Here is a 21,864-nt window from a genome sequence, read left to right as displayed (position 1 = left end):
TGATATGTCCGAATCAGTTGTTCCGTTCGCCCGACGGGGCCGGGTTCCGGGAACAGTTTTATCAGCGTTTTGCTGTTCAGTTTTCAAGGTTCAGTGAGTTGCATCCATTTAAGTAATAATGGAGCGGGTGAAGGGAATCGAACCCTCATCACCAGCTTGGAAGGCTGGGGTTTTACCACTAAACTACACCCGCGTAAAATGGCGCGCCCGGCAGAAGTCGAATCCACAACCTTCTGATCCGTAGTCAGACGCTCTATCCAATTGAGCTACGGGCGCACATTATGAAGTTATATGGTGCGGTAGAGAGGACTTGAACCTCCACGGGATTTAACTCCCACTAGGCCCTCAACCTAGCGCGTCTGCCATTCCGCCACTACCGCATATAAAAGTGATCTTGCTTCATTTCGTTGGCCGCCGTTGTTTCAGCGACAAGTTTCATTGTACTCTCTTCACCGCTGTTTGTCAACAGGTTTTTCGGGTTTTCTTTAAAACCTGGTGGTGAGCCATGCAGGGCTCGAACCTGCGACCCTCTGATTAAAAGTCAGATGCTCTACCAACTGAGCTAATGGCTCACAATAAACTTTCTCGGCCGGAAAGGCTTCGAAATAAATGGCGGTCCCGACGGGAATCGAACCCGCGATCTCCTGCGTGACAGGCAGGCATGTTAACCGCTACACCACGGGACCTCTTATATAAGTGAGGGGATTCCGGACAGCCGGTCGGCTGTCCGCCCCATGATGACCCCTACGGGATTCGAACCCGTGTTACCGCCGTGAAAGGGCGGTGTCTTAACCGCTTGACCAAGGGGCCATATTCAATGGTGCGGTAGAGAGGACTTGAACCTCCACGGGATTTAACTCCCACTAGGCCCTCAACCTAGCGCGTCTGCCATTCCGCCACTACCGCGTGTGTCGAGCGATCGTTTTTCGTGTGATCTCTTGTCGACTTGTCCTATTATAGGGGGCATTGAAAGATTCGTCAACAGTTTTTCCGAAGTTTTTCCGTGGAAATTGAAAACCCTTGTGCCGCAACGCTTTACGCCGCTTTCCACAAGGGTTTCAGATGCTTTTTAATCGGATCATCTTCTTCTTCCTTCAGTTGCTCTCCACGATCTGCCCGCGGCATTTCCCGCATCGGTACCGGCTCGTGTCCATCCGGATCTTCCGGACGAATCTCGCTCCGCAGCCGGCGCACCGATACTCGTGGCGGGCCGTCCTCCGTGCCGGCTCACGGATCTGCGCGCAATGCCTGGGCGCCCCGGTCAATTCCAGCATCTCGCGGAAATCCCGGTCACGGTGCCGGTAGCCCTTTCCTTCAAGATGGAGGTGATAGTGGCAGAGCTCATGTTTGATGATCCCGATCAGTTCGTCAAGCCCGTGCTTTCGGTAAGCTTCGGGATTGATCTCGATGTCATGGTCATGAAGGCGGTAGCGGCCGCCTGTCGTACGCAGCCGGCTGTTGAAGAAGACCTTGTGCCTGAAGGGCCTGCCGAAGAACTCTGCGGATATCCGTTCCGTCAGCTCCTGCAACTGCTGTTCATTCACGGGTGCCGCTTCCCTTGCCGGGATCCCTGTCCGCAAAGTCCAGTGAAAGACGGCCGGTCTTCCGGTCATGCTGCTCCACTTTTACCATCAGCCGCTCTCCCGGCTCCGGCATCTTCCTTCCATTGTTCCGCGCTTTGGAAACATGGAGAAGACCTGGGCGGCCGGTGCCCACTTCAATGAAGGCCCCGTAATCGCGCAGTTCTTTTACCGTGCCTTCCAGTACGGCACCCGGCTGCAGGTCAACGGACATTCGCCCGCGGGCCTCCCGCTCTTTCCGGCGGGACTGCTCCTGCTGTTCTTTCTCCGCCTGTTCTTTCTCGGAGATCATCGAGAGGGCGATCCGCTCTTTCTTCGGATCCGCTTCTTCCACACGGACGGTCACAATGTCCCCCGGGGCCATGATGTCCAATGGATGGCGGACGGCCTTCACGCTCATCTTTGATTTATGGACGAGTCCGTCCTGCCCGACGCCGATATCGACAAATGCGCCGAAGTCCACAACGTTCCGGACCGTGCCTTCCATCTCCATCCCCGGCTTCAGGTCCTTGATCGACAGGACTTCCTTCCTAAGGAGCGGCTGGGGGAACTCGCTCCTCGGATCCCGGTTCGGCCTCATGAGCGTTTCGATGATGTCCCGGACGGTCACTTCCCCCGCTCCGGCACTCGCGGCTGTCTCGGCCGGATCCAGTTGTCCAAGCTTTTCTGCCGCCTCATCGCTGCCGATTTCGTTTTTCCCGACTCCCGCAATATCCAGAATCGTCTCCGCGAGGGCGTAGCTCTCGGGATGGACGCCGGTCGTATCCAGCGGATTTTTGGCGCCCGGCACCCGAAGGAAACCGACCGCCTGTTCATACGTCTTCGCCCCGAGCCGAGGCACCTTCTTCAGCTGCGTACGGGAAGTGAAGCGGCCCAGCTCGTCCCTTGCCGTTGCGATATTGTCCGCCACTGCACGGGAAAGCCCGGAAACATGCTGCAGCAGGGACGGCGAAGCCGTGTTCACATCCACGCCGACCCGGTTGACTGCCGTCTCGACGACAAAATCGAGCTGCTCCGCCAGGTTCTTCTGCGAGACATCGTGCTGATACTGACCGACACCGACGGACTTCGGATCGATCTTCACCAGCTCGGAAAGCGGGTCCTGGAGTCTGCGGGCAATCGAGACCGCACTCCTCTGTTCGACCTGGAGGTCCGGGAACTCCCGCCTCGCCTCTTCTGAAGCTGAATAGACACTCGCCCCCGCCTCGTTGACGATGACATACGAGGTGCTTCCGTCCGTTTCTTTCAGGCAATCCGCGATAAACTGTTCAGTCTCGCGGGAAGCCGTCCCGTTGCCGATCGCAATGACCGAAATCGGGTGCTTCCGCAGAAGCGCCGCCACTTTCCTCATCGCTTCATCCCTCGCTTTCTGAGGGGGATGCGGATAGATGACGCCGAGCTCCAGCAGGCGTCCCGCCTCGTCGACGACGGCCAGCTTGCATCCGGTCCGGAAAGCCGGGTCCACACCGAGAACCATCCGGCCCCTCATCGGCGGCTGCAGGAGCAGGCGTTTCAGGTTTTCGGAGAAGATCCGGATCGCCTGCTCCTCGGCCTGCTCCGTCAGCTCTCCGCGGATCTCCCGCTCGAGCGAAGGAAGCAGCAGCCGCTTCCATGCGTCGGCCGCCGCCTCGCGGATAGGGGCCGCGTGCGCCGAATTCGGACGGCGGATGAACTTCTGCTCCAGCATGGTAAGGATCGGCCCTTCTTCCGCCTTCACGGCCACCTTCAGAACGCCTTCCTTCTCTCCTCGGTTTGCGGCGAGCACACGGTGCGGCTTGATGAACCGGAGCGGCTCCTCATAGTCATAGTACATCTCATAGACACCCTTCGGATCCTCCGCACCTTTTTTGAGAGAGGTGACGAACTGTCCGGAACGGCGGACCGACCGGCGCACCATTTCGCGGACGCCCGGATCGTCGGAAATCCGCTCCGCGATGATATCCTTGGCGCCGTCGAGCGCCGCCTGGATGTCCGGGACATCCTTTTCCTCATCCACGAACCGGGAAGCCTCCTGCTCCGGCGACCGGCCGTTCCCGGCAAGCAACAGGTCCGCGAGCGGCTCCAGTCCCCGCTCCTTCGCAACGCCCGCACGGGTTTTGCGTTTCTTCTGGAACGGGCGGTACAGGTCCTCGACGCGCTGCAGCACATCCGCACCCCGGATTGCCGCCTCTAGATCCGCATCCAGCTTCCCCTGCTCCCCGATCAGCCGGAGCACTTCCTCTTTGCGCTCCTCCAGCCCGACAAGGTACCGGTGTGCATCCTCCACCGCCTTGATCTGCACTTCATCGAGCGAGCCGGTCGCCTCCTTGCGGTAACGGGCAATGAACGGCACCGTCTTCCCCTCTGCAAGAAGGGCGATGACCGCTCTTGCCTGATTGGCCTTTACTCCCGCGCGCTCCGCAGCGCGCCCCGCCAGTCGCTCCTGTTCCATGCGCCTCAGTCCCTTCAGTCGTTCGATTCTCGTCCACTTTAACACATTTTCAGGAAAACCGGCCTTTCGCACATATAAAAAAAGGCTCCGTCATGGACGGAGCAGGCTGCCTGAAATAAAGGTGGCATCATCGCCGTGCTCGATCGTTTCGAGCACATGATTATAAAGATCGTGCGGCCCGGCGCTTTTCTGCATGAACGCCTTCGGGCTCCTGATATCAACCCCATCCGAATGGAGCAGAAACAGGTCACCGTGGCCGTATGCATACTCCTGGGTCCTCAGCTTCACCGGCCGGCCGGACAGATACCCCATGACCGGCAGGGGATAAATCATTTTCTCATCTTCCTGCCGATACAGATAGAATCGCACGTTGCCGACACAGCTGTACTGAATGGTGGAAGCCTTGAAATCGGCTTTGATGATGGCGACAGCCGCTCCGCGTTTCTGATGCATGTGCATATTGCACCGGTTGAGCAGCTGGTCGATCGATTCGTCATGATGGGCAGCAAGAATCTCGGGAACGATTGCGGCGGACTCCCGGGCAACCGGGCCGTTGCCGAGGCCGTCTGCAATGGCACACAGGAAATAGTCATCATTCACGAACGTGAAATGCATGTCACCCGATTCCTGGTTGCCGTGTTTGGCTTCATTAAAAATGTAGGCCTCGACATACGGGTCCTTTACAATCATCAAGTAGCTTCACCACCTGCAGCCGCAATGGCTTCCTGTAATTTCTTGATGGCCTTGCGCTGAAGACGGGATACATGCATCTGAGATATGCCGAGACGTTCACCCGCCTCTTTCTGGCTCAGCTGTTCGATGTATGTATACTGGATGATCTGCTTTTCCCTTTCGGACAGTACCTGAAGGGCGTCCGCAACGATCATGCGCTGGTCCGTCATCTCAAAACCGTCATCCGTATCCCCGATAATGTCGAACAGGGTGACGGTGCTGCCGTCCGAATCCGCTTCAAGCGAATGGTCCATCGAGAGCGCCTGGTAGCTGCGTCCCATTTCCATCGCTTCCAGGACATCATCTTCCTCGACGCCCAGATGATCCGCGATCTCCTGGACTTTCGGGGAACGCTGGAGTTCATTCGTCAGTTCCTCGGCAGCCGATTTGATCTTCGGTCCGAGTTCCTTGATCCGGCGCGGCACATGGACGGCCCATGTTTTATCGCGGAGGAAACGTTTGATTTCCCCGATGATCGTCGGCACTGCAAATGCCTCAAAGCTGCGGCCGAATGCAGGATCATACCGCCTGATGGCACCGAGCAATCCGAGCATGCCGACCTGGACGATGTCTTCATGATACGATTTACCGTTTGAGTATTTTCTAGCGATCGACTGGACGAGCCGCTCATAGTGGAGCACAAGATTCGTCTGTGCCGCTTCATCGTTGTTTTCCTGATAAGCCTTAATCCAGTCGAGCACCTGTTCTTTTGAACCGGAATCAGGAGGAGACTGTTTCGACATCCTTTTCCACCTGCTCTCCGCCAAGATATTTCGTCATAAAGACGGTAACGCCCTCGTCGTGGTGGATTTTGATCTCGTCCATCAAGGTCTCGATCAGGTAAAGGCCGAGTCCCCCTTCCCGCAGGAACATGCCCTCCTCATGATCGTGGTACGGGCCGACGCTCTTTTTCGTTTCTTCGAAATTGAAGCTCTGTCCGTGATCGGCAACCATGATTTCAATCCTGTCCTCATAAAGCGCGCACCCGACAACGACTTCGCCTTCTTCCCCGTCCTTGTAGGCATGCTGGACGGCGTTGGTGATCGCCTCGCTCGAAGCGATCTTCATGTCTTCGATATCATCGTAAGTGAAGCCGACCCGGCTCGCGAGGCCGGAAATTGTCAGGCGGGCCACCCCTACATACTGGGGCTTGGCCGGGACCCGCAGCTCCACATAATCATACGGTTGCATCATCTAACCCACCTTCATCTTTCTGTGTTTCAATATCCATGACTTCATTGAGTCCTGTAATGTCGAACAGCCGCTTGAGACGATTGGACAAGCCGGTGATTTTCACATGGCCGCCGTTCTCCTTCACCTGTTTGAAGAACCCGACAAACACACCGAGCCCTGTACTGTCCATATATTCAACGTCCGAGAGGTCGATCTCGGCCTGAAGTTCCTGCTGGCTTGCAAAATCGGAAAGCCGTTCCCGGAGTGCGGGTGCGGTGAATGCGTCAATCTCCCCTACTACCTTAAAGTGCTGGACACTGTTCTCTTCACGCAAATCAACTTGCAGATTCATTTCCACACCTCGTTTAGTTAATAGTCTCTATTTGTGGTCCGGCGAAATCAGTCGGACCTATACACAACATAAGAGATATACCCGGCTTTCGCCGGGCTAAAACATGGCGCTTATTTTTTCTTTAAAATGACGAGGGAGAAATCATCCTGCAGGCGGAACCCCTGCATGCGGTCAAGTTCTGCAAAGACATGTTCGGCCATTTCCTGTGCATTCTTGTCCTTGACGCTCCCGATGAGGTCAAGGATCGTCTCCTTCTCGACAAACCCTTCGGGCGTCCGCGCTTCGGTCACTCCGTCGGTCATGATGGCGATGAAGTCGCCGTCTTCGATCGTGACGGCCCCTTCCCCGTATTCGGCATCTTCCGAAACCCCCAGCAGCAGGCCTTTGGCAAACAATTCATGGAATCTGTCCTCCGCGGCCCTGTACAGGAGTGCGGGCTCATGGCCCGCCGAAGCATAGGAAAACAGTGAGTTCCCGGCATCATACTTCCCGTAAAACATCGTGACGAACATGGAGTCATTGACACTCTTCTCCACGATGCGGTTGATCACCGACAGGACTTCCGATGGCCCCTTCTCCGTGTGCTGCAGGCTGTCCATGCCGAATTTGACCATCGACATGCAGAGCGCGGCCGGGATGCCCTTGCCCATGACATCCGCCACGGCCACGCCCGCCTCATCCACTTCATTGCTGACGAAGTAGATGTAATCTCCGCTCATCGTGCGCGAAGGGACGGTCACATAGCCGATATCGAGCCCTTCGATCGACGGAATTTTCGTCTTCAGCAACGTTTCCTGGACGTTGGAGGCGAGTTCCATCTCCACCTGCATTTCTTCCTGTTTCTTGACGAGGCTCTGGTGCTCCTTGAGTGCCAGGCCGTACCGGATCATCATCTCGATGAGAAAATCGAATGAATGCCAGACTTTCGAGGGCAGGCCCGGAAGTACGTCTTTCAGCGCCGACTTATGTATGCTGATGACTTCCTCGGGAGATATATCCTTCTCGATGAGCCCCCTGCTAAACGTTTCCCCGAGGTAGAGGTTTTGTTCGGATTGATTCTCGATGTATTGTCTTAGTATCTCTTTGTACTCTCTTTCCATGTCCCGGGGCATTTGACGTTATCCCTCCCTACCTGAGCCATTTGATCGCGGTGATGGTCGTGCCTTTCCCTTTTTCCGTGTCGATCCGGAAATCGTCCATGAGGCGCTTGACGCCAGGCATGCCGGCGCCGAGACCGCCAGAAGTCGAGAATCCGTCTTCCATCACCTTTCGCACGTCCGCAATGCCGGGTCCCTCGTCGGACGCGATGATCGCAATACCGAATATACCCTTTTCATTGAGGCGCTCAATCTCGATTTTACCGGTTCCTGCATATAAATATATATTTCGAGCAAGTTCACTGATTGCCGTCGTGATGCGGGCCTGGTCGACGGTCCCGAAGCCGATTTTCTTTGCTTCGTTCCGGCCCAGCTGCCGCGCAGCGACAATGTCCCATTCTGTGTGGATATCCACTGAAGACCGGTAAGCCATCGTCAGGCCTCCAATTCTTGTTGAAGTTTGTCCATACCGTTTTCAAGGTCAAGAGCCGTCATGACATTCTCCAGACGGATGCCGAGCTCGATCAATGTAATGGCGACGGCCGGCTGGATGCCGGTGATGACCACTTTCGCACCCATGAGCCCGGACATGCTGATCACATCTCCGAGCACTTTTGCGATAAATGAATCAATAAAGTCAATCGGCGTCAGATCGATGACGACGCCCTTTGCAGATGTATCGTGCATCTTCTTCAGCAGATCTTCCTGGAACTGGAGTGCGGTCTGGTCATCCAGCTCCCACTGGATCGAGACGATCAGGACTTCCCTCAGCTTGAGGATCGGAATCCGCATATTCATCACTCATCCACCTCCACGATTTGTCTGTTCGTCAGTGCCAGGGCTTCCTGCATGCCGCGCTGCAATGTGCTGGTCGTTGTGAATTCATTCAGGTCGATTCCAAGTGCGACAATCGTCTGTGCGATTTCCGGACGGATGCCGACGAGCATACATCGTGCACCGACGAGGCGGACCGCATCTGCCGCCTGGATGATATGATGGGCGACCATCGTATCCACGACGGGCACGCCCGTGATATCAAGAAGGACGACTTCCGAGCGGTGCCGCACAACGCCTTCGAGCAGGTTTTCCATGATCAGCTTTGCCCGCTCCGTATCGATTGTGCCGACGAGCGGCATGACGCTCACCTTGTCCACGACCGGGATGAGCGATGCCGACAGTTCCTGAAGGGCGATCTTCTGAAGCGACACGGTCCGCTCCCATGTGTTCGAGTAGGCCTCCACCACTTCCTCGCGGAGAGGACGGATCCAGCCGTTCAGGACTTCGAAATACTCGGCGACATTGCTGTCATTGATCACTTCCGCTTCCCACAGCATTTCATAAACCGTGTCAGAGAAGTTTTCGATCGCCTTCATGACGAGCGTGATCGACCAGCCGAGCCGGACGATCCGTTCCGAGAAGTCATGGAGCTTGGACTCGTACATCTGGCCGTCTTCTGTCAGGTTGGAAACGATCAGCCCGGCAAATTCGTGACTCGTCTTTTCAACGACTTCATCTGGCATGATCTGGAAAAATCGGTCACCATGATCTTCTTTCATCAGCTGTTTCCAGCGTTCAATAATTTCATCAAGGTGGGTTTCGACAAATTTCGGCACCTTTCTATGCATGGCCCGGAAGCCTCCTTTTTGATATCAGTATCCTATAAAAAAATTTATTACTCCCATTGTAACGAAAAAACGATGGGAGCACACGCGATTTGAAGGAAAAGACGCCGCAGGGAAAAAAATGCCGTCCGGCATGGGCCGGACGGCATTCGGATATGTATGCTCAAAGTTTCACCAGGCCGAGACTCACTTCAAGCGCCTGTTCCACCTGCGCCATGAGTTCGTCGTCCAAATGTGTGATCTTGTCGGTGAGGCGGGATTTGTCGATCGTCCGCACTTGTTCAAGCAAGATGACGGAATCCCGGTCAAAGCCGTGCTTCTCCGCATCGATCTCCACATGGGTCGGCAGTTTTGCCTTCTGTATCTGCGCTGTGATGGCTGCGATGATCACCGTCGGGCTGAACCGGTTGCCGATGTCGTTCTGAATGACCAGGACGGGCCTTGTGCCGCCCTGTTCAGAACCGACCACCGGTGACAAATCTGCAAAGAAAACGTCCCCGCGTTTTATGGCCAAAATTTCATCCTCCGCTTACGAGTCGCTCCAATGTGTGCTCCGCTTCGTATTCCGCGTACAAGCATTCAGTTGCGATGGAAAGATTGATATGCGACATTTCCACGTAGCCCTTCATCATCGCTTCCCGTATAAGATTTGTTTGATCGTCCTCTGTGCGGCTGGTTGTCGAAAGATAGACATAGCCGTCGCTGTCAGCCCGCATGCTGCCGGCAGCTTCGCTAATTCCGCGGAGCATCTGCTCCGGGATCCTTACGATGATCTCCTCATGGTTCTCTCTATTTTTCACAGCAAACACCTCCGACGCATCCGTCCCTTTTATCAGTCCCATCCATCATACCATCGGACAGGCCCAAAGAAAAGACACGGAAGGAAGCATTTTGACATCGTTCCCCTCCGGGAGGATGATCCGTGTCAGTTCATGTCGGAGTGCCGCTATCTTTTATCCTTCCCAATCCTGCTTCGGATAAACCCTCTGAATGCGTTTGGACAGCGTGACGACGACTTCATAGGGTATCGTTCCGAGACGGGCTGCCCATTCCGCCGCGGTGATCTCTTCATCTCCCTGGCGGCCGATCAGGACGACCGGCTCGCCGGGCTCCGTTTCACCGGGCAGTCGGACCATGCACTGGTCCATGCAGATGCGCCCCACAATCGGGACCCGCCGGCCGCCGACCAGTACTTCCTGGCCGCCGAGCCCGCGCAGAAGCCCGTCTGCATAGCCGATCGGGATCGTGCCGATCCATTCATCATCCACGGCTTCGTAGGTCCCGCCGTAGCTCACCGTGTCCCCGCGGCTGATCTTCTTTACATGAACGAGCCGGCTCTCGAGCGAGAGTGCGGGTTTCAGCGGGATCGGCATGTTGCGGCCGACATGCTCCGAGGCGGGGATGCCGTACATCGAGATGCCGAGCCGGACTGCGTCAAACCGGGCGTCCGGATGCAGATAGGTCGCGGCGCTGTTCGATGCGTGCACGAGCCTCGGCTTTTCCGGAAGCGCACCGATCAGCTCCCGGAACCGGGCTTCCTGCCGGCGCTGCAGTCCGGAATCCTCATCATCCGCCTTTGCGAAATGGGTGAACACCCCGTCGACGATCATTCCGGCTTCCCGGGCAGTGCCCCAGGCCCCGAGCAATTCCTCCCCGGTCCTCATGCCGATGCGGCTCATGCCGGTGTCGAGCTTCAGATGCACCTTGAGCGGGTTGGGCCACTTTTCCGGCCTGGCAGCCGCGTCCCTGACCCACCTGGCTGAATCCGCCGTCACCGTGATGTTGTGCGCTGCCGCCACTTCCAGGAACGGAAGGGGGGCGGCGCCGAGAAGCAGGATTTCCGCTTCAAGGCCCGCCTCCCTCAGATCCACTGCTTCTTCCGGCGTGGCGACGGCAAGCATCGATGCCCCCGCCTGGAGCGCCGCCTCCGCCACCCGGACAGCGCCGTGCCCGTAGCCATCCGCTTTCACGACCGCGATGAGCTCCGTTTCCGGCCCGATCCACTCCTTCGTGTTCCGTACATTTGTCCGGACTGCCTCCAGGTCAATCACCGCCCGTGTCGGCCGTCCCCATTCCGTTCGTTCCATCCTGCACCGCACTCCTCCCGTTGTCGGTTCCATTATCCGCCCGACGGGAGAAGCTCGTCAATATGCGTTTGTCACTTCTGCTCCGATTGGATGAGCGAGGTGGCGACTTCGACCATCTCTTCACGCGACAGACCGTTCGAGGCGATGAAGTAGGACACGCCTTCCTGCTCCCAGCTGATCGAGTTGTCGGTGATGGCACCGATCGTGAACCCGAGGTCTGCCGGATCGCCTTCGGCAAATACCGGTACGACCGCGTCTGCCGGTGCCTGTGCTTTTTCCTGCACGATGATGAATTCCTTCTCGCCGCCGAACGTCAGATAGACGCGCTTTTCGGCACCCTTGCCGACGGTTTCTTCATCAAGAAGATTTACGCCTTCCCATTTGAGGATCGGATAAGATGTCCTGAATTCCTCTCCGTCCAATTCGGCACCGGCTTCATCATTTCCTTCTTTATCCTGGGATTCTTCGGTTGATCCGTCCGTGGATCCGTCCGATGATTCCTCCGTTGATCCGTCCGTGGATCCGTCCTTGGACGTATCCCCGTCTTTCTGCTCCCCGGACTCCTCTTCGTCCGCTTCTTCATCGTCATCTTCGTCCATTGCAGCGGCACCTTTCTTGTCCTTCGGAGGGGCCGCATGCTTTTCGGCCGCGTAGTCCCCGGCGTCGCGGTCCGTGCCGAGCGAGATCTTCTTGAACGAGATCATGATCTGCTCTTCTTTGTTTTCGTCGAGAACCGAGACTTTCACCGGCAGCAGCGACTTCTTGTCGATGTGGATGCGCTGGTACGGCAGCATCTTCCGGTGATTGTTCCGCGTCGCCGTCTCAAACACATACTCCTTCTCCTCTTCCTTCATCGTCGCTTTTTTGTCCGCACGGATGTCTTCTGCGAGCGCTCCGATGAGGTAAGCCTGGCTGTTCTTCTCCGGCCAGTCACTCTGGAATTTGTAGGTTTTTCCGACAGACGGCGTGACGACGAAAACGCCTTCTTTGTTCCGGAGGATCATCTGAGCCTCATCCGATCCGTCCTGCGTCACACTCACCCGGTAGTAGTCCGGCTTCGTGTGCCATACCTCCACATCGTACAGACGCGGTTCCTGCCCGGTCCGGATTTCCATTACTGCCGTAAGCTCGTACCCCTTTGAATCGGTCCATTTGCCGCTCAGCTTTTTCATGACATCTTCTTTCGACTGTGCGCCGCACGCCGACACAAGCAGTGCGAGCACGATGAGCATCCCCGCCAATATCCGGCTCCGCAATTCCTTCACCCTTTCTCATTTCGCTCCTGTGGAACATCCTATGAGAGAGGGTACCGGTTTATTCGGACGAGACCGCCGGCATTCCGCACAGAATCACCTGTGCGGCCGCATACTCTTTCGTATGGGTGATCGAGACGAAACCGTCCGCAGGGACCCCTTTGAAATAAATCAGCGGACGTCCCGCTCCGTCCGGCAGCACCGCGATATCGGTGAACGCGCAGGCCTCGCCGATCCCCGTCCCGAGCGCCTTGGCGAATGCCTCCTTCGCCGAAAACCTTCCGGCAAGGAACTCCGTCCGCCTGTCTTCGTTCAATGAATGATAGCGGTCGAGTTCCGCCGGAGCCAGGATCCGCTCCCTGAACCGGCCGCTCCGGCCGTCCAGCCTGCGGATCCGCTCCATTTCCACTATATCCAGGCCGATTCCCGTAATCATCCGGTCTCCCCGCTTTCTGAGCCGCGCCAAACGCGGTATACTGTTTTTAGATATTGAGGTGAATCTATGTTTATCAGAAGAGAAAGCTTTTCCGAATACATCCGGCTCTACCCGGTCGTATCCGTGCTGATTGCGATCAACCTGATCGTCTTCCTCATCACGATCATTCCGGGCATCGGCGATCTCGTCATGTACCGGGGCATGGGCATCAACAGCCAGATCGCAGCCGGCGACTGGTGGCGCTTCATCACGCCGATGTTCCTCCATGCAGGGTTCATGCATGTGCTGTTCAACATGTTCTCCCTGTTCCTGTTCGGTCCGGAACTCGAGCGGCTCGCCGGCAAGGTCCGGTTCCTGAACCTGTACTTCCTCGCCGGCCTGTTCGGCAATGTGGCGTCCTATTTCCTTCATGACGGATCATATGCGTATGTCGGGGCAAGCGGCGCAATCTACGGCATTTTCGGCGCATTCGGCGCCCTCGTGTATTACACGAAAAACGCCTTCCCGCAACTGCGCGGCATCATCATGCCCATCATCGTCATCTCCATCATCATGACGTTCCTGACACCGAACATCAACATCACTGCCCACATCACGGGCCTTCTCGTCGGCTTCATCGTCGGCCTCAGCTATTTCAATCCAAAGAATATCACCAGCTGGCGGAAAACCCGCCGGTGAGTGAGCCCCGCCGTCCCGCATGATGCGGGACGGTTTTTTGTGCGGTGAGGTGCGAAGGGCCAGAGTATGGTATCGAGTGAGGAGAGTTTGGCCTTGAGTGAGGCGAGTTTGGCCATGAGTGGCCGAAGTTTCCCCTCGAGTGGGCCCAGTTTGGTCCCGAGTGGTCCCAGTTTCCCCTTGAGTGGTCGAAGTTTGCCTCAAGAGTCGTAATTGGTCCGAGTGAGGAGAGTTTGGATCCGAGTGAGGCAAGTTTGCCCTCGAGTGATGGAAGTTGGCCTTTGAGTAAGGAGAGTTTCGACCCGAGTGAGGTAAGTTTGCCTCCGAGTGGGCCCAGTTTACCCTCGAGTGGTCGCAGTTTCCCCGGTGGCCGTAGTTCCCCCTCGGCTGAGAAGAGTTTCGCTCTGCGGACACTCCATCATCCGTTCTGCCGTCACCCTACCGCCAATCTGGCAATCCGCTTGATCGTCTCCAGGTGCAGGCCCTCATGATACAGCGAGAACAGCAGGGTTTCGCCCGAGGTCCGGAACGTCACACCCATTTTGTTCGTGAACGGCCGGAGCAGCGGCTCATCCGTCCCCTTCTTCCGGCTCTCCCGGATTCTGCCCGGCTGGGCGGCCAGGGCCGCCCGGATTTCCTGCATCGACGGAGGTGCACCCGTCCAGCCTGCCGGGCTCGTCCCGGCAGCGAAATATTCCCTGAATGTGTCCGGCAGCCCGGAATCCTCCCCCATCACCTCATACACAAGCCGCTCCTGGACAAAAGCGATATGGCCGAAGTTCCAGCGGATGCTGTTGCTGAACCCGGCCGGCACCCGGTCCACCGTTCCCTCCGGAACCGCATCCGATGCCCTCAGTGTCAGCCCGCGCACCGTCTCCATGTGCCGGAAGATCAATTCCTCCATTCCGATCCTTCCCTTCCAACGAATCATAAAGGCCCTCCGGTCTTTCCGGAAGGCCCGATTCCTTATTTGTTTCTCTCCCGCCGGATCAAATCCCTGCCTGCCTTCAATACGGCTGGATCCAGCCAAAATCCTGCATGTACAGGCATACCGAAAACAAGACGAGAACCGGTGTCAGGACTGCCGGTGTCCTCATGACCCAGGCGGCGAGCCGCTTTCTGAACAGCACGGCCAGCCCGGCGAAAAGGGCCAGGATGATCAGCTCCGGGAACGCCAGCAGCACCGTCACGTCACCGATCAGAACGAACGCCTCGATCAGCACGGCATAGCCGGCTAGCCGGAACTTCCCCGCATTCAGCCGGATCCTCAGAAGCCACTCCATCCATCTGCCTTTATTCATGGACGGCGCGCCCTTTCTCCAAAGCCGCTTCCCGGCCAGTCCGGTCCCTCGGGTCGTACCAGTCCATCAGGCGCTCCGCATCCGCCCGGTCGATGTGGCGGACCGGTGCGACCGAGGCGCCGGTGCCCGACTTGAACGAAACATTGACAGTGGCGACATCCTTCCGCTTCTGGAAGACGGTCTGGCGCTCTTCCATCGACTGGATCCGCCTGCGGAACACATAAACGGTCTGGAGGGCGAACCCGCGCCAGCGCACCGTCAGCTGCCTGCCGGAAATCGCCCATCCGCCCGAACGGTGCTGCCACATTCCGAGCAGGATGACGGCCGGCACGATCAGCAGCGTCAGCAGGCCGTACGGGAACAGGAACCAGGAGGCCAGGCCGATGACCGGAATCATCCAGACGAAGTCAATCCGGTAAAAGTACGGCCGGGACCGCCCCGGCGTCCGGGCCAGTTCCGCGTCCAGATCCAGTTCCGGAAACAGTTCGCCGAGCAGCGCGTTGACGCGGTCCCGCTTCACGAGCGGGAACAGGCTGATGACGGCGCCGGACTCTTCCCCGCCGCCCGCGCTGTGCACTTTGACGGACCGGTAGCCGAACAGTTTCTGGAACGGGTTCTCGCTCATCCGCACCGCCTGGATCCGGTTGAGCGGGACGGTGATCCGTTTTTTCTCAAGCAGCCCTCTTGAAATGAACAGGTCATCCCCGTCAAATGCGACCTGGAATCCGTAGAACGACAGGAACGTCCAGACGACCGAGATCACCCAGCCGACCAGCAGGACGGCGAGCACGGCAGCCGCGATGATCAGCACGCCGAATTTCACGAACGCGGCGAGCTCGTCAAAGATCAGCTCATACGGCAGAATATCGGAGAACTGGGACATCAGCACCGCCATCCCGGAAAAGATCAGGCCGATCCGGCCCGAAATCGCGGACAGAAATACGATATCCCGGTTTTCCATCCTGAAGACGGTCCGCGCCGGCGCCCCATCCGCCTCCGGCACTTCCGGCGGCACGCCTTCTGCTTCCGTGCCGGTTGTTTCAGCCGCTTCTGCAGAAGGCATCCGCTTCATCCGTTTTGCATCGGCGATTTCCCGGCTCACCCGGTCCGCTTCCGCCCGGGTGACCGCCGTCAGTTCCGCTTCCGCCTGGTCCTTCCCCGAACCACCCGCCGTCTCGACCTTCACTTTGACAAGTCCGAATGGACGGTGGAAAATGCCTTCGGTGTAATCCAGGCTCTGGATCCGCTCAAACGGGATGTACCGTTTCTTTTTCACAAACAGGCCGTGCTCGATCCGCAGTTCACCGTCCTCGAACCAATAGACGAACCGCTTCCACTTGATCAGCCCCGCAACCGCGGTGAAGACGATGAACAGGCCGAAGATGAACACGGAAATATTGTCGAGCCAGAAGTTGCCCGTCTTCTCGCGTCCGAGCCCGTTGGCCACGACAATGACGATCAGCGGTAGGATCGCTTCCTTCAGCGTCTTCACGAGCTCGATGACGGCGGTGATCCAGTGCAGGCGGTGGCGCTCCTCAGACATCATCTTCCGCCACCCTCGCCAGTCCGGAGATCCGGCTCCTCAGATCATCGGCTTCCTCCATCTGGAGCGCCGGGATCTCATGGGTCGTCGCTGCAGTGGATACCGTGATCCCCGCAAGCCCGTACTTCCGCAAAATCGGGCCCTGGCTCGTATCCACATGCTGCACCCGCACCATCGGCACGAGCGTCCGCTTCACGATGAACAGGCCGTGCTGCAGCTCGATCTCCGTCTCCCGCACTTCATAGCGCCAGCGCTGCCAGCGGATCTTCGGAAACAGCCCGATCAGCAAATACCCCGTCAAAACCGGGACAGCCGCCGAGACAATATAAATCCAGACGGGCCCGTCAAATATGTACGCCAGCACAATGGCCGCGATTGCCGGAACGAGGACCATCAGCGTATAAAAGACCCCATGGATCCTCCACACGGTCAGCCCCTTCCCGGAAATCCGGTTGGCCGGTTCTTTTCTCATCCCGCTCACCCCTTCTTCTCTCTTCCTATTGTATACGGAACGGGGAGGGATGGGTTTCACTGATTTGATGGATTGGGAGGACAATCCACGCACACTTCGATACCGGAACCAATCCCCGGCGCAACACGACATCCAGGCAGCCCCGCCCGCCGGCCCGCAGGTCCGGCTAAAAATAAAACCGGAGAGTCGCGAAGACTCCCCGGTTCCGGCCCGCATCAGGGCAGGGATGTTCCTGGATTTGCATGTTTTACACCTGTTGCTTAACCCTCATCGATCGGAGTGAGCTTGGCTTCGATCTCTTCCCGTCTCTCTTCGAGGAAAGGCGGCAAGTCGAGTTTTTCTCCCAGATGCTCCACATCCCCGTCAACGGTAAACCCTGGACCGTCTGTTGCAATTTCAAAGAGGATGCCGTTCCAGTCACGGAAATACAGACTCTTAAAGTAGAAACGGTCCACGATCCCGGACGAGTGGAACCCTCTTTTGTCCACTTGGTCCGCCCAATACTCGAGCTCGGTGTCATTCTTCACACGGATTGCCAGGTGATGAATACTGCCCCGGCCCGGCTTTTCCGAGGGTCCGTCCATCTGCTTCAGGAGGATTTCTCCAAACACTTCCCCGCCGATCGACTGGAAAGCCGCCTCGCGTTCATTCCGGCTTACTTCTGTATAACCAAACAGTTCCGCCAAGACGCCTGCGGTTTTATCCAGCGAGCGCACCGTGATCTCCACCGTGCCCATTCCCTGAATGCGGTGCTCTTCGGGGATGTCCGATTGATCCCACGCTTCCCAGTGTCCAGCCTTTTCTCCATCGGCTGCGAGCAACACCAAGCGGAGTCTGTCAGGATCCTCAAATTTCAATGCCGGTCGGTTGGCATACATCGTGATCCCGCTGTGGGTTACACCCAGCTCCTCGAACCTCGCTTTCCAATAGTGCAGGCTATCCGTTGACGGAACGAGCAATCCGATCCGGGTGATGGCATTCGTCCCCGGATGGGTTTGTCCGGCAAAGGGAAGTTCAAAAAATGTCAGTTCTGTCCCCGGGCTTCCTGTTCGATCCCCGTAAAACAAATGGTACATCGATGGATCATCCTGGTTCACGGTCACTTTCACTCGCCGCAAGCCAAGCACATTTTTATAAAAATGATTATTTTGGCCGGCGTTTTTCGAGATCATTGAAATATGATGATGTCCGGGAATTTGATACATGGATCCTTCCTCCTTTTAGGTTGGCGGGTGGTCATGAACGGGCCCTGCAGCTCATTCCATTATGCACAAGGCTTCATTCCGAACCTCCGGGAATTTGATCGTTCAATTTCGTCATATAAGCTGAATCAACTAAACCCGTTTGTTGAATTGGATTTTATTGATATTCTCGCCAGGGACTCCTGTTTCAATGTAACTTCTGATCAATGTCCAACCCTCGTCTTCTTGCCGTTGGAACGTTTGAAAAAACAAACTGACGTTCTCCAGATTCTGTCCCCCGGTGACCAATGTTGCGGACAAGATCGCCATCACTTCATTTTCTCTTAAAGGCACAATGGAAACTTCATTCAAATCCCATTTGTTTTCTTTTTCTCTTGCAACATTGAAACCTTGTTCCCAGCCGGCTATCGATTCTTCATAGCCAAAGTCCGCTATTTCACCGCTTGAAATCTCCCTCGCACTATAATCCTTGGAAATCATTTTTTTCATGTCTGTCAAAGACGAATTGCTCCAAGCTTCCAGATACGATTCAAGAAATTTGCGAAACGAATTGGTTTCCATGAAATCCCCCCTCATGTCCGATTGATCACTGCCCCGTCCCTGCCATTTCAAACGTTGAATTCCGTTAGTCTGATTGTATTATAAGCTTTGTTAATCTTGAATTCAAGATATCTTCCTTCTTTGACTACTTTGCCATGAAGCCGGTCAGCCGAAACCGTCAGAACTAGAAAAGAAGGACAGCACTGTGACTGTCCTCCTTCCCGAAATGGAACAAACGTGCCAGATACTCGGACAACTCATGCACAATTGGGTCCGAATCTTGTATTAATCCCCGAATGCAAAGATCAATTCCGTTTCGCAGACGAGTTCACCATCAACCGTTGCAATTCCTTTCCCCTTTCCGACAGGACCTTTTAGGCGGGTGATTTCCACCTCGAGACGGAGCTGGTCCCCGGGTTTTACCTGACGCTTGAACCGGCAATGGTCGATTCCGGCCAAAAGCCCCAACCGGCCCTGATTTCCTTCTTTGCTCAGCATCACCACTGCGCTGACCTGTGCCAGTGCCTCCACAATCAGGACGCCCGGCATGACCGGATATTCGGGGAAATGCCCGTTAAAGAAATCTTCATTTGCCGTCACGTTTTTGATGCCGACCGCCCGTTTCCCTTCTTCCAATTCAAGAATTTTATCCACCAGAAGAAAAGGATAACGGTGTTTAATCAGTTCTTTTATTTGCAGCACATCAAGCAACATCAACACCCCGCATCATCATTATTTCAGGCAACCGCCCGTCACCCCACCAAGCCGGTGAGTTCGGTCAGCTTACGGATCTCGTAGGTCGGCTGGATGCCCAAAACGTTTTCCTTTTCGTTCGGATTGAACCAGCATGTGTCGATTCCGTAATTGATCCCGCCCTGGATATCGGAAGTCAAAGAATCCCCCACGATGAGCACCTTTGATTTGTCCTCGATCTGCAGCTTGGAAAACGCATAATCGAAAATCCCTTTTTCGGGCTTCTGACACCCGGCCTCTTCGGAAGTGATGATCTGCTCGAATGTATGACAGAGGGGAGAACCGGCGATCCTCGACTTCTGCACTTCCTTGAATCCGTTCGTGATGATCGCCATCCGGCAGCCGGCAAGGTGTTCACATAGCTCAACGGCTCCCTCGACAAGGGATGTTTCCTTCCCCAAATATCCGAGGTACCGGGTGTTGAACCGGTCCGCCTCGATCTCAAGCTGATGGGCGAGGAACAACCTCCTGAATCTTTCCACGCCCAGTTCCGGCAATGAAGTGAGCCCCTGCTCCAGATCTCTCCACAGTTCCTTGCTTATTTCTTTATACTTGGCCGCATAGTCCGCCACCCCTGCCGGCAAGTCAAATTCATCAAATGTCCGTTGCAGGGCGTTTTTCTCCGATATGCCGAAGTCAAACAGTGTATCATCCACGTCAAATAATATCGTTTCGTATTTCATCGCTGCCTCCGTTGTTCATGGTCTGTTCCACACTCTAAGCCTACCATTGAAATGATCACTTGCTCCAGACCCACTATGGATAGACGGCCTAGAATCCGGCACCGGGAAGGCGCCATTTAATCATCCAGCCGGGGCCAAATGGAAATAAAAGAACCCGGAAGCCTCTCGGCATTCCGGGTTCTGCTTGTTTCTTATCGGTTGCGGGAACGGTTGCCGCTCGGACGGCGTCCGTCACGGCGACGGCTGCTGCTGTCGCGGTTGTAGCCGCCGCTGCGGCTGCCGCCACCGCTGCGTCCCTTATAGTTGCCGCTCCGGCCGCCGCGGTTGTTGCCGCCGCGGTACGGAAGCGGTTTTTCTTCGGTGATTTTTACCGGTGTGTCGTCCGGTTCGCGAGTGAGCGATTTGATCGCTGCCGCGACGAGATCGACGGCTTCGTTGCTCTGCAGCATATCTTCTGCAAGAACGCGGTAGTCGTTGAGCTCGTTCTTCTCGACGAGTTCCTTGAGCTGGGCAACGGCAAGCTTCTGCTGGCCCGCGAGTGCTTCGTCCTCGGATGGCGGACGGAGAGGAGTCATCTTCTTCTTCGTCGTTTCCTCGACGATCCGGAGATAGCTCATTTCGCGCGGTGTCACGAAAGTGACAGCGACGCCGCTCTTGCCGGCGCGGCCCGTCCGGCCGATGCGGTGAACGTAGCTTTCAGGATCTTGAGGGATGTCGAAGTTGTAGACGTGCGTGACGCCAGAGATGTCGAGGCCGCGCGCGGCCACGTCCGTGGCGACGAGGACGTCGATTTTGTTTTCCTTGAACTGGCGCAGGACGGACAGACGCTTCGCCTGTGTCAGGTCGCCGTGGATGCCTTCTGCAAGGTAGCCGCGGAGGTTGAGGGCCTGTGCAACTTCATCGACGCGGCGCTTTGTGCGGCCGAAGATGATGGCAAGTTCCGGGCGTTGTACGTTCAGGAGGCGTGTCAGGATATCGAATTTCTCGCGTTCCTGGGATTTGACGAAGTACTGGTCGATGTTCTCGACAGTCATTTCCTTTGCCTTGATGCGCACTTCTGCCGGGTCCTTCATGTAGTTGTCAGCGATTCTGCGGATCGGTCCGGGCATCGTCGCGGAGAACAAGAGCGTCTGGCGCTCGGACGGGACATTCTCGAGAATCGAGTTGATGTCTTCGATGAAGCCCATGTTGAGCATTTCATCAGCCTCGTCGAGGACGAGCGTCTGGACACCCTGGAGCTTCATCGTGCCGCGGTTGATGTGGTCGAGGATCCGGCCCGGCGTTCCGACGACGATTTGCGGACGGCTGCGGAGCGCACGGATCTGGCGGCCGATTTCCTGTCCGCCGTAGACGGAGAGGATGCGGGCGCGCTTGCCGTATCCGATGCGGTAGATCTCTTCAGACACCTGGATGGCGAGTTCGCGTGTCGGCGCGATGATGAGGGCCTGGATGTCCGGATTCTGGGTGTCGATCTTCTCGATGATCGGCACGCCGAATGCGGTCGTCTTTCCTGTACCCGTCTGCGCCTGGCCGATGACGTCGCGGCCTTCCTGTGCGAGGGGAATCGTTTCTTCCTGGATTGGTGTTGCTTCTTCAAAACCCATCCGCTCGAGTGAGAGTTGGGTGGAATCGCTGATGTTCAGTTCGGAAAACTTTGTCAAATTGTGTCAATCTCCTTATCCTTCATGTGATAATTGGATCCATTTTTCAAATGAAGTCCGGCAATGCTGAGCCGTGATCGGAGGTTCGTCTGCCTGCAGACCGCCTCTCCGGTGCGGTCTGTCGCTAAAACGTCCGGTAGCTGCCGGGCGGTCCGACCGGAAAGGAGCACGCCCTTCAACCGAACCGTTTCAATGGGGCCCCGCCTGCCCGCTTCTCTTTCCGAGAAAGGCTGTACTGCAGGGCTTTTCAAAAAAAAGTACTCTTCATCAA

General features: G+C 56.5%; 25 protein-coding genes and 7 tRNA genes. 1 reads left to right on the top strand and 31 read right to left on the bottom strand.

Features of this window, described 5'->3' with window-relative positions; genetic code table 11:
* Positions 1-119: 119 nt before the first annotated feature.
* From B0B07_RS12115 to acpS, 22 genes are all read right to left on the bottom strand, one after another.
* Positions 120-193 (bottom strand) — tRNA-Gly (locus B0B07_RS12115).
* A gap of 6 nt (positions 194-199) precedes the next feature.
* Positions 200-276, bottom strand: a tRNA-Arg gene (locus tag B0B07_RS12110).
* 16 nt (positions 277-292) lie between these two features.
* Positions 293-380 (bottom strand) — tRNA-Leu (locus B0B07_RS12105).
* A gap of 116 nt (positions 381-496) precedes the next feature.
* Positions 497-572, bottom strand: a tRNA-Lys gene (locus tag B0B07_RS12100).
* Between the two features lie 38 nt (positions 573-610).
* A tRNA-Asp gene (locus tag B0B07_RS12095) sits at positions 611-686 on the bottom strand.
* Positions 687-738: 52 nt separating this feature from the next.
* Positions 739-810: transfer RNA gene (locus B0B07_RS12090), tRNA-Glu, on the bottom strand.
* Between the two features lie 8 nt (positions 811-818).
* Positions 819-906, bottom strand: a tRNA-Leu gene (locus tag B0B07_RS12085).
* 188 nt (positions 907-1,094) lie between these two features.
* Positions 1,095-1,544, bottom strand: coding sequence for a SprT family protein (locus B0B07_RS12080; RefSeq protein ID WP_076759229.1), 450 nt, complete (start codon positions 1,542-1,544; stop codon positions 1,095-1,097).
* Positions 1,537-4,011, bottom strand: coding sequence for a S1 RNA-binding domain-containing protein (locus B0B07_RS12075; protein WP_076759227.1), 2,475 nt, complete (start codon positions 4,009-4,011; stop codon positions 1,537-1,539). The genes B0B07_RS12080 and B0B07_RS12075 overlap by 8 nt, the downstream gene beginning before the upstream one ends.
* A 90-nt stretch (positions 4,012-4,101) precedes the next feature.
* Positions 4,102-4,701, bottom strand: a complete 600-nt coding sequence (locus B0B07_RS12070) for a PP2C family serine/threonine-protein phosphatase (protein WP_076759226.1) — start codon at positions 4,699-4,701, stop codon at positions 4,102-4,104.
* The gene (gene sigB, locus B0B07_RS12065) at positions 4,701-5,486 is read right to left on the bottom strand and encodes an RNA polymerase sigma factor SigB (protein ID WP_076759225.1); all 786 of its coding nucleotides are present in this window, start codon (positions 5,484-5,486) and stop codon (positions 4,701-4,703) included. The genes B0B07_RS12070 and sigB overlap by 1 nt, the downstream gene beginning before the upstream one ends.
* Positions 5,464-5,934 carry an anti-sigma B factor RsbW gene (rsbW, locus tag B0B07_RS12060; protein WP_076759314.1) on the bottom strand — a complete coding sequence of 157 codons (471 nt, stop codon included), beginning with the start codon at positions 5,932-5,934 and terminating at the stop codon, positions 5,464-5,466. The genes sigB and rsbW overlap by 23 nt, the downstream gene beginning before the upstream one ends.
* Positions 5,921-6,268 (bottom strand): STAS domain-containing protein, encoded by a 348-nt coding sequence (locus B0B07_RS12055; RefSeq protein ID WP_076759223.1) that lies wholly within the window; start codon positions 6,266-6,268, stop codon positions 5,921-5,923. The genes rsbW and B0B07_RS12055 overlap by 14 nt, the downstream gene beginning before the upstream one ends.
* A 110-nt stretch (positions 6,269-6,378) precedes the next feature.
* Positions 6,379-7,380, bottom strand: a complete 1,002-nt coding sequence (locus tag B0B07_RS12050) for a PP2C family protein-serine/threonine phosphatase (protein ID WP_076759222.1) — start codon at positions 7,378-7,380, stop codon at positions 6,379-6,381.
* Positions 7,381-7,396: 16 nt separating this feature from the next.
* Entirely contained in the window at positions 7,397-7,798 is a 402-nt protein-coding gene (locus tag B0B07_RS12045) for an anti-sigma regulatory factor (protein WP_076759220.1), read from the bottom strand.
* A gap of 2 nt (positions 7,799-7,800) precedes the next feature.
* A complete protein-coding gene (locus B0B07_RS12040) occupies positions 7,801-8,163 on the bottom strand; it encodes an STAS domain-containing protein (RefSeq protein WP_076759219.1) in 363 nt (120 codons plus the stop codon).
* The gene (locus B0B07_RS12035) at positions 8,163-8,990 is read right to left on the bottom strand and encodes an RsbT co-antagonist protein RsbRA (protein WP_076759218.1); all 828 of its coding nucleotides are present in this window, start codon (positions 8,988-8,990) and stop codon (positions 8,163-8,165) included. The genes B0B07_RS12040 and B0B07_RS12035 overlap by 1 nt, the downstream gene beginning before the upstream one ends.
* A 160-nt stretch (positions 8,991-9,150) precedes the next feature.
* Positions 9,151-9,501: a type II toxin-antitoxin system PemK/MazF family toxin gene (locus B0B07_RS12030; RefSeq protein ID WP_040225216.1), complete on the bottom strand. Its 351-nt coding sequence runs from the start codon at positions 9,499-9,501 to the stop codon at positions 9,151-9,153.
* Between the two features lie 4 nt (positions 9,502-9,505).
* Positions 9,506-9,787, bottom strand: a complete 282-nt coding sequence (locus tag B0B07_RS12025) for a transcriptional regulator (protein ID WP_234982376.1) — start codon at positions 9,785-9,787, stop codon at positions 9,506-9,508.
* A gap of 153 nt (positions 9,788-9,940) precedes the next feature.
* Complete coding sequence (gene alr, locus B0B07_RS12020) at positions 9,941-11,074, bottom strand: alanine racemase (RefSeq protein ID WP_076759216.1); 1,134 nt, start codon at positions 11,072-11,074, stop codon at positions 9,941-9,943.
* A gap of 71 nt (positions 11,075-11,145) precedes the next feature.
* Positions 11,146-12,339 carry a LolA family protein gene (locus tag B0B07_RS12015; protein ID WP_407643873.1) on the bottom strand — a complete coding sequence of 398 codons (1,194 nt, stop codon included), beginning with the start codon at positions 12,337-12,339 and terminating at the stop codon, positions 11,146-11,148.
* Between the two features lie 49 nt (positions 12,340-12,388).
* Positions 12,389-12,763 carry a holo-ACP synthase gene (gene acpS / locus B0B07_RS12010; RefSeq protein ID WP_076759213.1) on the bottom strand — a complete coding sequence of 125 codons (375 nt, stop codon included), beginning with the start codon at positions 12,761-12,763 and terminating at the stop codon, positions 12,389-12,391.
* A 66-nt stretch (positions 12,764-12,829) separates the two neighbouring features.
* Between acpS and B0B07_RS12005 the strand changes: the two genes are divergently transcribed.
* Positions 12,830-13,441 carry a rhomboid family intramembrane serine protease gene (locus B0B07_RS12005; protein ID WP_076759211.1) on the top strand — a complete coding sequence of 204 codons (612 nt, stop codon included), beginning with the start codon at positions 12,830-12,832 and terminating at the stop codon, positions 13,439-13,441.
* A gap of 430 nt (positions 13,442-13,871) precedes the next feature.
* Here the strand turns inward: B0B07_RS12005 and B0B07_RS12000 are convergent, their stop codons facing one another.
* From B0B07_RS12000 to B0B07_RS11960, 9 genes are all read right to left on the bottom strand, one after another.
* Complete coding sequence (locus B0B07_RS12000; RefSeq protein ID WP_234982375.1) at positions 13,872-14,369, bottom strand: DinB family protein; 498 nt, start codon at positions 14,367-14,369, stop codon at positions 13,872-13,874.
* Positions 14,370-14,445: 76 nt separating this feature from the next.
* Entirely contained in the window at positions 14,446-14,739 is a 294-nt protein-coding gene (locus tag B0B07_RS11995; protein ID WP_076759208.1) for a hypothetical protein, read from the bottom strand.
* Positions 14,732-16,285 (bottom strand): PH domain-containing protein, encoded by a 1,554-nt coding sequence (locus tag B0B07_RS11990; protein ID WP_084186677.1) that lies wholly within the window; start codon positions 16,283-16,285, stop codon positions 14,732-14,734. Before B0B07_RS11990 ends, B0B07_RS11995 begins: the two co-directional genes overlap by 8 nt.
* Positions 16,275-16,754, bottom strand: coding sequence for a PH domain-containing protein (locus B0B07_RS11985; RefSeq protein WP_076759206.1), 480 nt, complete (start codon positions 16,752-16,754; stop codon positions 16,275-16,277). The genes B0B07_RS11990 and B0B07_RS11985 overlap by 11 nt, the downstream gene beginning before the upstream one ends.
* A 260-nt stretch (positions 16,755-17,014) precedes the next feature.
* Positions 17,015-17,959 (bottom strand): ring-cleaving dioxygenase, encoded by a 945-nt coding sequence (locus B0B07_RS11980; RefSeq protein WP_076759204.1) that lies wholly within the window; start codon positions 17,957-17,959, stop codon positions 17,015-17,017.
* Positions 17,960-18,088: 129 nt separating this feature from the next.
* Entirely contained in the window at positions 18,089-18,517 is a 429-nt protein-coding gene (locus B0B07_RS11975) for a flavoprotein (RefSeq protein ID WP_076759203.1), read from the bottom strand.
* A gap of 264 nt (positions 18,518-18,781) precedes the next feature.
* Complete coding sequence (gene fabZ, locus B0B07_RS11970; protein ID WP_076759309.1) at positions 18,782-19,207, bottom strand: 3-hydroxyacyl-ACP dehydratase FabZ; 426 nt, start codon at positions 19,205-19,207, stop codon at positions 18,782-18,784.
* A 41-nt stretch (positions 19,208-19,248) separates the two neighbouring features.
* Positions 19,249-19,932, bottom strand: a complete 684-nt coding sequence (locus tag B0B07_RS11965; RefSeq protein WP_076759201.1) for a YjjG family noncanonical pyrimidine nucleotidase — start codon at positions 19,930-19,932, stop codon at positions 19,249-19,251.
* 191 nt (positions 19,933-20,123) lie between these two features.
* Positions 20,124-21,593 carry a degradosome RNA helicase CshA gene (locus B0B07_RS11960; RefSeq protein WP_076759199.1) on the bottom strand — a complete coding sequence of 490 codons (1,470 nt, stop codon included), beginning with the start codon at positions 21,591-21,593 and terminating at the stop codon, positions 20,124-20,126.
* Between the last annotated feature and the right edge of the window lie 271 nt (positions 21,594-21,864).

The organism is Edaphobacillus lindanitolerans (assembly GCF_900156305.1).
In the GTDB taxonomy this organism is placed as follows: domain Bacteria; phylum Bacillota; class Bacilli; order Bacillales_A; family Planococcaceae; genus Bhargavaea; species Bhargavaea lindanitolerans.
Note: the sequence above shows the minus strand (reverse complement) of the source record. Positions and strands in the feature narration are given on the sequence as shown.